The sequence below is a fragment of the Halobacterium sp. MBLA0001 genome (genome assembly GCF_049705385.1).
In the GTDB taxonomy this organism is placed as follows: domain Archaea; phylum Halobacteriota; class Halobacteria; order Halobacteriales; family Halobacteriaceae; genus Halobacterium; species Halobacterium salinarum.
Window position 1 is genome coordinate 1,647,790 of the sequence record NZ_JBNAMQ010000007.1, and the last position, 8,801, is coordinate 1,656,590.

Annotated in this window: 10 protein-coding genes; 8 read left to right on the top strand and 2 right to left on the bottom strand. The window is 69.3% G+C overall.

Annotation, left to right across the window (positions count from 1 at the left end; genetic code table 11):
• Positions 1-12: 12 nt before the first annotated feature.
• From ACOZ32_RS09855 to ACOZ32_RS09870, 4 genes are all read left to right on the top strand, one after another.
• Complete coding sequence (locus ACOZ32_RS09855) at positions 13-1,359, top strand: ribonuclease J (RefSeq protein ID WP_010902826.1); 1,347 nt, start codon at positions 13-15, stop codon at positions 1,357-1,359.
• On the top strand, positions 1,359-2,402 hold the full coding sequence (gene idsA3, locus ACOZ32_RS09860) for a geranylfarnesyl diphosphate synthase (RefSeq protein ID WP_010902827.1): 1,044 nt from the start codon (positions 1,359-1,361) through the stop codon (positions 2,400-2,402). The genes ACOZ32_RS09855 and idsA3 overlap by 1 nt, the downstream gene beginning before the upstream one ends.
• A gap of 81 nt (positions 2,403-2,483) precedes the next feature.
• Positions 2,484-2,702, top strand: a complete 219-nt coding sequence (locus ACOZ32_RS09865; protein WP_231851033.1) for a hypothetical protein — start codon at positions 2,484-2,486, stop codon at positions 2,700-2,702.
• Between the two features lie 115 nt (positions 2,703-2,817).
• Positions 2,818-4,578: a glutamate--tRNA ligase gene (locus ACOZ32_RS09870; RefSeq protein ID WP_285271116.1), complete on the top strand. Its 1,761-nt coding sequence runs from the start codon at positions 2,818-2,820 to the stop codon at positions 4,576-4,578.
• Between the two features lie 13 nt (positions 4,579-4,591).
• On the opposite strand, the gene ACOZ32_RS09875 is transcribed toward ACOZ32_RS09870, so the two are convergent.
• Positions 4,592-5,065: a DUF456 domain-containing protein gene (locus tag ACOZ32_RS09875; protein WP_338416900.1), complete on the bottom strand. Its 474-nt coding sequence runs from the start codon at positions 5,063-5,065 to the stop codon at positions 4,592-4,594.
• A gap of 25 nt (positions 5,066-5,090) precedes the next feature.
• Positions 5,091-7,322 carry a tRNA(Met) cytidine acetyltransferase TmcA gene (gene tmcA, locus ACOZ32_RS09880; RefSeq protein WP_424335184.1) on the bottom strand — a complete coding sequence of 744 codons (2,232 nt, stop codon included), beginning with the start codon at positions 7,320-7,322 and terminating at the stop codon, positions 5,091-5,093.
• A 202-nt stretch (positions 7,323-7,524) separates the two neighbouring features.
• Between tmcA and rpl7ae the strand changes: the two genes are divergently transcribed.
• The 4 genes from rpl7ae to ndk are packed head-to-tail and all read left to right on the top strand — an operon-like array spanning position 7,525 to position 8,788.
• On the top strand, positions 7,525-7,887 hold the full coding sequence (gene rpl7ae / locus ACOZ32_RS09885; RefSeq protein ID WP_010902832.1) for a 50S ribosomal protein L7Ae: 363 nt from the start codon (positions 7,525-7,527) through the stop codon (positions 7,885-7,887).
• A gap of 6 nt (positions 7,888-7,893) precedes the next feature.
• Positions 7,894-8,118: a 30S ribosomal protein S28e gene (locus ACOZ32_RS09890; RefSeq protein ID WP_010902833.1), complete on the top strand. Its 225-nt coding sequence runs from the start codon at positions 7,894-7,896 to the stop codon at positions 8,116-8,118.
• Positions 8,118-8,306 (top strand): 50S ribosomal protein L24e, encoded by a 189-nt coding sequence (locus ACOZ32_RS09895; RefSeq protein ID WP_010902834.1) that lies wholly within the window; start codon positions 8,118-8,120, stop codon positions 8,304-8,306. The genes ACOZ32_RS09890 and ACOZ32_RS09895 overlap by 1 nt, the downstream gene beginning before the upstream one ends.
• Complete coding sequence (ndk, locus tag ACOZ32_RS09900; RefSeq protein ID WP_010902835.1) at positions 8,303-8,788, top strand: nucleoside-diphosphate kinase; 486 nt, start codon at positions 8,303-8,305, stop codon at positions 8,786-8,788. The genes ACOZ32_RS09895 and ndk overlap by 4 nt, the downstream gene beginning before the upstream one ends.
• Positions 8,789-8,801: the final 13 nt, after the last annotated feature.

Genomic DNA, 8,801 nt, shown 5'->3' on the forward strand with positions numbered 1-8,801 from the left:
TGCTTCAGAACCATGGAAATCGAAATTGCAACAATCGGCGGCTACGAGGAAGTCGGGCGGCAGATGACTGCCGTGCGCGCGGGCGACGACATCGTGATCTTCGACATGGGCCTCAACCTCTCGAAGGTCCTGGTTCACGACAACGTCGAGACAGAGAAGATGCACAGCCTCGACCTGATCGACATGGGCGCGATCCCGGACGACCGCGTCATGTCCGACCTCGAAGGCGACGTGAAAGCGATCGTGCCGACACACGGCCACCTCGACCACATCGGGGCGATCTCGAAGCTCGCACACCGCTACGACGCGCCCATCGTGGGCAGCCCGTTCACGATCGAGCTCGTGAAAGGCGAGATCGAGAGCGAGCAGAAGTTCGGCGTCGAGAACGACCTCGTGAAGATGGAGGCCGGCGGCACGATGGAGATCGGCGACCGCTGCGAGCTCGAGTTCGTGCACGTCACACACTCCATCATCGACGCGATCAACCCCGTGCTCCACACGCCGGAAGGTGCAGTCGTCTACGGCCTGGACAAGCGCATGGACCACGATCCGGTCCTGGAGGACCCGATCGACATGGAGCGGTTCCGCGAGATCGGCCGCGAGGGCGAGGGCGTCCTCTGTTACATCGAGGACTGCACGAACGCCGGCAAGAAGGGGCGGACGCCATCCGAGAGCACGGCCCGTCGCCACCTCAAAGACGTACTGACAAGCGTCGCGGACTACGACGGCGGGATCGTCGCCACGACGTTCTCCAGTCACATCTCGCGGGTGTCCTCGCTGGTGGAGTTCGCGAAGGAGATCGGCCGCGAGCCGATCCTGCTGGGGCGCTCGATGGAGCGGTACTCGGGCACCGCCGAGCGCATGGGCCGCGTGAACTTCCCCGACGACCTCGGGATGTTCGGCCACCGGAAGTCCGTTGATCGCGCGTTCAAGCGCGTCATGAACGAGGGCAAGGAGAACTTCCTCCCGATCGTCACCGGCCACCAGGGCGAGCCACAGGCGATGCTGACTCGCATGGGGCGCGGCGAGACGCCGTACGACATTGAGGACGGTGACAAGATCATCTTCTCGGCGAGCGTCATCCCCGAGCCGACGAACAAGGGCCAGCGCTACCAAAGCGAGCAGCTGCTGCGCATGCAGGGCGCGCGCATCTACGACGACATCCACGTCTCGGGCCACCTCCGCGAGGAGGGCCACTACCAGATGCTGGACGCGTTGCAGCCCCAGCACCTGATCCCGGCCCACCAGGACATGAAGGGGATGGCACCGTACGCGAAGCTCGCGAAGAGTCAGGGGTACAAGATCGGCCGCGACCTGCACATGACAGAGAACGGCAACACCATCCAGCTCGTCGAGTAATGTCCCAGGAAGCGCGCGAACGGGCAGTGCTCGCGGCGGTCCGTGAGCGCCGCCAGCAGGTCAACGACGCGATCGACGACGACCTCCCGGTTGCGGAGCCCGAGCGCCTCTACGAGGCGTCCCGGTATATCCTCGAAGCCGGCGGGAAGCGGCTGCGGCCGGCGGTCCTGTTGTTGACCGCGGAGGCGCTCGCCGACACGAGCGACACGCCCCCCTACCGGGAGTTCCCGGACTGCATCGGCGGCCACGTCGACGTGATGTCGGCGGCGGTCTCGATCGAGGTGATCCAGTCGTTCACGCTCATCCACGACGACATCATGGACGACGACGACCTGCGCCGGGGGTCGCCGGCTGTCCACCGCGAGTACGACACCGAGACCGCGATTCTCGCCGGGGACACGCTGTACTCGAAGGCGTTCGAGATCATGCTGGAGACCGGCGCACCGCCCGAGCGTGGGCTTCGCGCGATGCGGACGCTGGCGGAGACGTGCACCCACATCTGTGAGGGGCAGGCGATGGACATCGACTTCGAGACTCGGGGTGACGTGGTCACCGATGAGTACTTGGAAATGGTGGAGCTGAAGACCGCCGTCCTGTACGCGGCCGCCGCGACCCTGCCGGGGTTGTTGCTCTCCGCCGACGAGGAGACGGTTGAGGCGCTGTACAACTACGGGCTGCGCGTCGGGCAGGCCTTCCAGATTCAGGACGACGTGTTGGACCTCACGGTGCCGTCGGCGGAACTCGGCAAGCAACGCGGGTCCGACCTGGTTGAGGACAAGACGACGATCATCACGCTGCACGCCGCCGAGCACGGCGTCGACGTCGATGGGCTGCTCGACGCCGAGGACCCGGCGGATGTCACCGAGGCGGCGGTGCAAGCGGCCGTCCAAGCGCTCCAGGACGCCGGGAGCATCCAGTACGCGAGCGATCTCGCCGAGGACCTCGTCGAAGAGGGGAAAGCCCACCTCGAGGTGCTCCCCGAGAACGAGGCCCGCCACCGGCTGGAGCAGATCGCGGACTACCTCATCGAGCGCGGGTACTAGACCATCCGTCACAGGGTCGCCGCGGGCAGCGGTGGCCGACCCGCAGCAGCTATTACGCTATCGAGAGCAGCGGCGCACATGATGAACGAGTTCAATGAATTCCTGAAGCAACGGCCGTACCTCGGTGGGGTCGTCTTCGTCGGCATGGTTCTGGGCGCGGCGCTAGCGTGGGCGGTGCTCCAGCAGCCGGCCGAGTCAGTGCTGGACGCCGTCAGTGACCCCGGTCTCTGGGTCGTACTTCCGGTGCTCGCGCCGCTACTGTACGTGGCGTACGTCGCGACGGCGAGACAGAACCAGTAGCCGGCACCGGTAAGTGTGGGCGGTACCGCCGGGAAACACCGCCTCGTGTCGACACCGCGGTTTCGATGCAGGCGAATCCAGCGGGATTTTCACCCCGCAGCGTGGAGTCGGTGGTATGGACGACGAACTCCGCGAGCGGGTCCGCCGGGCGGCAGAGCGGGCCGCGCTGTTCAACGCGCTGAAACACGGCAGCGACGCACAGGTCGGAGCCATCATGGGACCGATGATGGGCGAGCACCCCGATTTCAGAGCGCACGGCGACGAGATTCCCGGCGTCATCGCGCCCGTCATCGAGGACGTCAACGGGATGAGCGACGACGAGCAGCGCGCGCGCCTCGCAGAACTTGCCCCCGAGGACGTCGAGGAGTTGGACAGCGAAGACGAGGGCGACGACCACGCACTGCCGGCCCTGCCGAACGCCGAGGCGTACGACGAGGTGCGGATGCGGTGTGCGCCGAACCCCAACGGCCCGTGGCACGTCGGCCACGCCCGGATGCCGTCGGTCATCGGGACGTACAAGCAGCGATACGACGGCTCGTTCGTCGTTCGGTTCGACGACACGGACCCCGAGACGAAGCGCCCGGACCTCGACGCGTACGACCAGATCCTCGACGACCTTTCGTATCTCGGGTTCGAGGCCGACGAGGTGCTGACGGCCAGCGACCGCGTGGAGACGTACTACGAGCACGCCCGCCGGCTCATCGGCATGGGCGGCGCGTACACGTGTAGCTGCCCGGGCGCGGAGTTCTCCGATCTGAAAAACAGCGGTGAGGCGTGTCCCCACCGGGACAAAGACCCCGAGACCGTCGCCGACGAGTTCGAGGCGATGGTCGACGGCGAGTACAACTCCGGGGAGATGGTGTTGCGCGTGAAAACCGACATCACGCACAAGAACCCCGCGCTCCGGGACTGGGTTGCGTTCCGCATGGTCGACACCCCCCATCCCCGGGACGCAGCCAGCGAGTACCGCTGCTGGCCGATGCTGGACTTCCAGTCGGGCGTTGACGACCACCGCACGGGCGTCACGCACATCATTCGCGGCATCGACCTCCAGGACTCCGCGAAGCGCCAGCGGTTCCTCTACGAGTATTTCGGCTGGGAGTACCCCGAGGTCGTGCACTGGGGGCACGTGCAGTTGGACGCCTACGACGTGGCGATGTCCACATCGACGATCAAAGAGCGCATCGCCGCGGGCGAGCTTGAGGGGTGGGATGACCCGCGCGCGCCGACCATGCAGAGCATCCGCCGCCGGGGCATCCGCGGGGCGGCCGTCGTGGACGCGATGGTGGAGTTGGGCACGTCGTCGTCGGACGTCGAGTTGGCGATGTCGGCGGTGTACGCGAACAACCGTGATCTCGTGGACGACACGGCCCCCCGGCAGTTCCTGGTTCGTGACGGCTTCGAGGCGCGCGGCGAGGGACCCGAGGAGTCACACGAGGCTGTCGAGGTCCCGGTCGACGACGGGCCGGACGAGGCGACACCACAGGTCCACCCCGAGCACCCCGACCGGGGTGACCGCGAGATCCCCGTCGGGGAGCGCGTGCTCGTGGAGGCCACCGATCTGCCCGCGGCCGGCGACCGCGTCTGGCTGAAGGGCTACGGGCCGGTGCGATACGACGGCGAGCGCTTCGCGTTCCTCGACGCCGACATCGACATCGTGCGCGAGGAGGGCGTCGACGTGGTGCAGTGGGTGCCCGCCGAGCACAACGTCGACGTCCGGCTGCGGACCATGGACGGCGACGTGACGGGGTACGCCGAGCCCGGGTTCGCGGATCGAGACGCCGACGAGATCGTGCAGTTCGTGCGCGTCGGGTTCGCGCGCGTCGACGCCCACCGCGACGGCGGGGCGTCGGTCGCGTACTTCACGCATCCCTGACCGTCCGCGGCTGTCAGGCGAACTGTACCCAGGCGACGGCGACGAGCACGACCACCGTCAACACCACCTGCATGGCGGCCGACCCGATGACGCCGACGGTCGCGTAGCCGGCGCGCCGCGCGCTCGCCGCGATGTCCATGCTGTCCCGGAGGTCGACGACGAACACGACGCCGGCCACGCCGGCTAGCAGCCCCACCGGCCCGGAGACGAGCATCGCGGCGAATCCGACGCCGCCCGCCAACACCGCGGTCCGGGTGTCGACGCCGCTGGCGCGCGCGCCGATGACGCCCGCCAGCCAGTCAACGAGCATCGCAAGCGTCGCCAGGCCGGCGAGGGCACCCACCACGAGCACACTCGGTCGCCCGGTCTGCGTCCAGTACAGTCCCACCCCGACGAGCGACAGCAGCCCGCTGGGGAGCAGCGGCACCAGGCTGCCGGCGACTCCGAGCACGAGCGCGGCGAACGCTGCGGCGACGAGCGCGTCCATACGCCCGTGGGGGCGGCTGTCGGCTTCAGTCTTCGGTGAACCGCGCGACTTCCGCGCGGGCGGCCGCGGTGCCGTGGGCCGCCACGAGCGCCTGGAGCGCGTCGCCCAGCGCGCGCATCGCCTGGCTCGCGGAGTGATAGCCGAGGTCGTCGGCGAGGCCGTCCCACGGCCGGGCTTGCAGGAGCGCGCCGACGAGGAGGCGCTGCTCGTCGGGCGAAAGCAGGTCGGCGTCGCCGGCGACGAGGTGGTGGACTGCGAGCCGGCGGAACGGCCGGGGGTCGACGCTGTACATCCCGGGGCCGTGGGCGGCACCGGCGACGGTGCGCCAGTCGCGCTCGCTGAGGGCGAGGCTGGGGGTGGTGGCACAGGCCCGCAGCGCGCCGCGGGCAACGTCCGCGTCGAGGTCGCGAAGCGCGTCCGAGAGCACGCCGCCGATGCGGTCGGCGAACCAGCCGGCGTGGCGGTCGTGGAGCGCGCGGCCGGCGTCGGAGAGCGCGTCGAGCATGATCGCGGAGTACTCGCCGCTGGTGTCGTTGCGCGTCGTGGAGAGGTGGACCGTGCTGTAGCCGTTGGCCGCCCAGAACGACAGCAACGCCGGCGTCGCGCCGTAGCCGACGCCGAGCCAGTCGGCGTGGCCGTTGAACTCCGCCCGGAGTTCGCCAAGCAGCCGCGATCCGAGACCCCGGGAGCGCACTGCGGGGTGGGTTGCGATGCGCAGCACGCGGTAGCCGACCGTGGTGGCGGCCGCTTCGTCGCGGAGTTGGCTGGTGAGCACGTCCGGGATCATGTTTCCCTTCACGCGCTGCCCGTCGTACATGGCTGCCCGGCGGTCGTCGGCGAGGCCGCCCTCGCGGGCGAGCAGCGCCACGGACGCGACGTGCCCGTCCGCGACCAGCGCGCGCATCGTGAGGTTCGGGGCGTCCAGCAGGCGCGCCAGGTCGTTGGGTTCGGTCCGGTAGTGCGCGGAGACGAGCAGCCCGAAGGCCTCCCGGAGCAGGTGCTCGTCGGCCGCGAGGTCGGCCCCCGAGAGCGCGACGTACGCGGCGGTGTCGGGCGTGGCGTCCGCGACCAGTGGCTCGACGGCGGGCCGCGCGCCGAGCAGGAGCGCGCGGAACGCCCACGGTTCGATGGGGTCAGTGCCGGCGTACCGGATGGGGTCGGTCAGCGACGTTTCGTGGACCGTCTGCGTGGCGTCCGCGAGGCGGTCCCGGAACCGCACGTCGAAGCCGCGGCCCGCACCCTCGTAGCCGTGGACGGTGGTGGTGAACGCCAGCCGCTGGCAGTCCAGCAGCGATTCCAGCAGGCGCACGGGGATGGCGGCGGCCTCGTCGGCGAAGACGGCGTCCGGGTCGCCCGGGAGGTCGGCGGCCGCCGGCGGCTTCGAGAACCGGATGCGGCCGCCGGCGGCGGTTTCGACGGTGTCGCCGTCGCTGGCGAGCGCGCCGAGGTCGGCGAGCAACGCGCCGGCGCGAGCGAACAGCTCGGTGGTGTTCCGGCGGCGGGGCGCTGTCACGAGCACGTCGTGGCCCTCGGCGGCGAGACACGCCGCAGCGAGGCCGGCCACGCTCGATTTGCCGCGGCCGCGGTCGGCGTCCGCGACGACGGCGTGGCCGGGGTCGCGGAGCGCGGCGAACGACGCGAGTGCGGCGGCCTGGTCGGGGGTCACGCAGGCGTCGATGGCGGCCGCCGGAACGTCCGCCGTCGGTTGTGGGTCCGGGTCGGGGTCCGGGAGCCGGGGGGCGGGCCGAGTGCGGCCGTCGTCGCTGAGGGTGTCGGTGTCCACGTCGTAGATCGCGATCCCGGGGTGTGCGCGCATCGTGTCGGCGAGCCGGCGGCGGAACCGGCCGGTGACGTCGGCGGCGTCGAACGGCGGGACGGCCAATCCCGCGGCGAACGCGCCGTCGCGGGTCGGCCACTCGGCCAGCGGGGGCGCGAGCACAACCAGCAGGCCGCCGCCGTCGACAGCACCGACGACGCGCCCGAGCGCGTTCGGCCGGCAGTCCTCGTGGAGATCGACGACGACGGCGCGCTGGGTGGTGCCAAGCAGGCGGTCGGCGTTCCGCGTGGGCACGTGCTCGCAGGCGAGCGCGTCCTGGGTGGCGACGAGCGTGGTTTCGGACAGCGGGATGGGGAGGCCGTCGAGGAGCGTGTCGGCGGTCCGAACGCCCGCGGCACGGTCGCCGGCGAGCACGAGCATGCGGCGTTCGTTGGCACGCTCGGCTTCCGCCAGCAGGGCGCGCGCGGACGAGAGGTGCATGCGCCGGCGGTTGGGCGACCACGCCAAAGGGCGTTTCGTCCGCGGCTGTGCAGCCGTGGCACGGCCGCCCGGCATTGAAAGCGCTTTTACGGGCGGGCGACCCACTGTTGGGATACAGCCTGCGGGGGTCGATGATGCTTGCGGCCGCAAGGTCTTTACTCGGCCAAGAGCGCAAGCCCGTCCGCGGGATAGGTGAACACAAATGCCAGTATACGTAGACTACGACGTTCCAGCAGACCTCCAGGAGCGAGCCCTCGAATCCCTTGAGGTCGCTCGCGACACCGGCAGCGTGAAGAAAGGTACCAACGAGACGACGAAAGCGATCGAGCGCGGCAACGCCGACATCGTGTTCGTCGCCGAGGACGTCTCCCCCGAGGAGATCGTCATGCACCTCCCGGAGCTCGCCGCAGAGAAAGGCATCGAGGTCGTCTTCGTGGAGACACAGGACGAACTCGGGAACGCCGCCGGCCTCGAGGTTGGCTCCGCGGCCGCCGCCGTCGTCGCCGCCGGCGACGCCGAAGACGAAATCGAGGACATCTCGACGAAAGTCGAGGACCTCCAATAACCAGCCATGAGCGCAGAGGAATCCGAAGAGGGCGCCACGCCCGCCGAGGTCATCGAGGTCGTCGGAAAGACCGGGATGCACGGCGAGGCGATGCAGGTGAAGTGTCGCATCCAGGAGGGTGGCAACCAGGGCCGCATCATCACGCGGAACGTCCTGGGCCCCGTCCGAGTTGGTGACGTCATCCAGCTCAAGGAAACGGCCCGCGAAGCGGACTCCATCGGTGGTCAGTAATGGTCCAGACTCGAAGCTGTGACTACTGTGGCGACGACATCGAACCCGGGACGGGAACGATGTTCGTCCACAACGACGGTAGCACCGTGCACTTCTGTTCGGCGAAGTGCGAGAAGAACGCCGACCTCGGCCGGGAGCCACGCGACGTCGAGTGGACCGACGAGGAGGAAGTCGAGGAGACGCAATGACCGATCACGACGAGCGCACGTTCGTGATGGTCAAGCCCGACGGCGTCCAGCGCGGGCTCATCGGCGACATCGTCACCCGACTGGAAACGAAGGGGCTGAAGATGGTGGGCGGGAAGTTCATGCGGATCGACGAGGAGCTCGCCCACGAGCATTACGCCGAGCACGAGGACAAGCCGTTCTTCGACGGCCTGGTGTCGTTCATCACGTCCGGGCCCGTGTTCGCGATGGTGTGGGAGGGCGCTGACGCCACCCGCCAGGTCCGCCAGCTGATGGGAGCCACGGACGCCCAGGACGCCGCGCCGGGCACGATCCGCGGCGACTACGGCAACGACCTCGGGCACAACCTCATCCACGGCAGCGACCACGAGGACGAGGGCGCAAACGAGCGCGAGATCGCGTTGTTCTTCGACGACGACGAGCTCGTGGACTGGGACCGCGATGCGTCGGCGTGGGTCTACGAGGACCTCGCAGACCACGACTGACGCGGCGCTGGTC

Excerpts from the sequence above, each read along its gene's own strand:
- ACOZ32_RS09855 (WP_010902826.1), top strand. The coding sequence starts at position 13 with ATGGAAATCGAAATTGCAACAATCGGCGGCTACGAGGAAGTCGGGCGG.
- idsA3 (WP_010902827.1), top strand. The coding sequence starts at position 1,359 with ATGTCCCAGGAAGCGCGCGAACGGGCAGTGCTCGCGGCGGTCCGTGAG.
- ACOZ32_RS09865 (WP_231851033.1), top strand. The coding sequence starts at position 2,484 with ATGAACGAGTTCAATGAATTCCTGAAGCAACGGCCGTACCTCGGTGGG.
- ACOZ32_RS09870 (WP_285271116.1), top strand. The coding sequence starts at position 2,818 with ATGGACGACGAACTCCGCGAGCGGGTCCGCCGGGCGGCAGAGCGGGCC.
- ACOZ32_RS09875 (WP_338416900.1), bottom strand. The coding sequence starts at position 5,065 with ATGGACGCGCTCGTCGCCGCAGCGTTCGCCGCGCTCGTGCTCGGAGTC.
- tmcA (WP_424335184.1), bottom strand. The coding sequence starts at position 7,322 with ATGCACCTCTCGTCCGCGCGCGCCCTGCTGGCGGAAGCCGAGCGTGCC.
- rpl7ae (WP_010902832.1), top strand. The coding sequence starts at position 7,525 with ATGCCAGTATACGTAGACTACGACGTTCCAGCAGACCTCCAGGAGCGA.
- ACOZ32_RS09890 (WP_010902833.1), top strand. The coding sequence starts at position 7,894 with ATGAGCGCAGAGGAATCCGAAGAGGGCGCCACGCCCGCCGAGGTCATC.
- ACOZ32_RS09895 (WP_010902834.1), top strand. The coding sequence starts at position 8,118 with ATGGTCCAGACTCGAAGCTGTGACTACTGTGGCGACGACATCGAACCC.
- ndk (WP_010902835.1), top strand. The coding sequence starts at position 8,303 with ATGACCGATCACGACGAGCGCACGTTCGTGATGGTCAAGCCCGACGGC.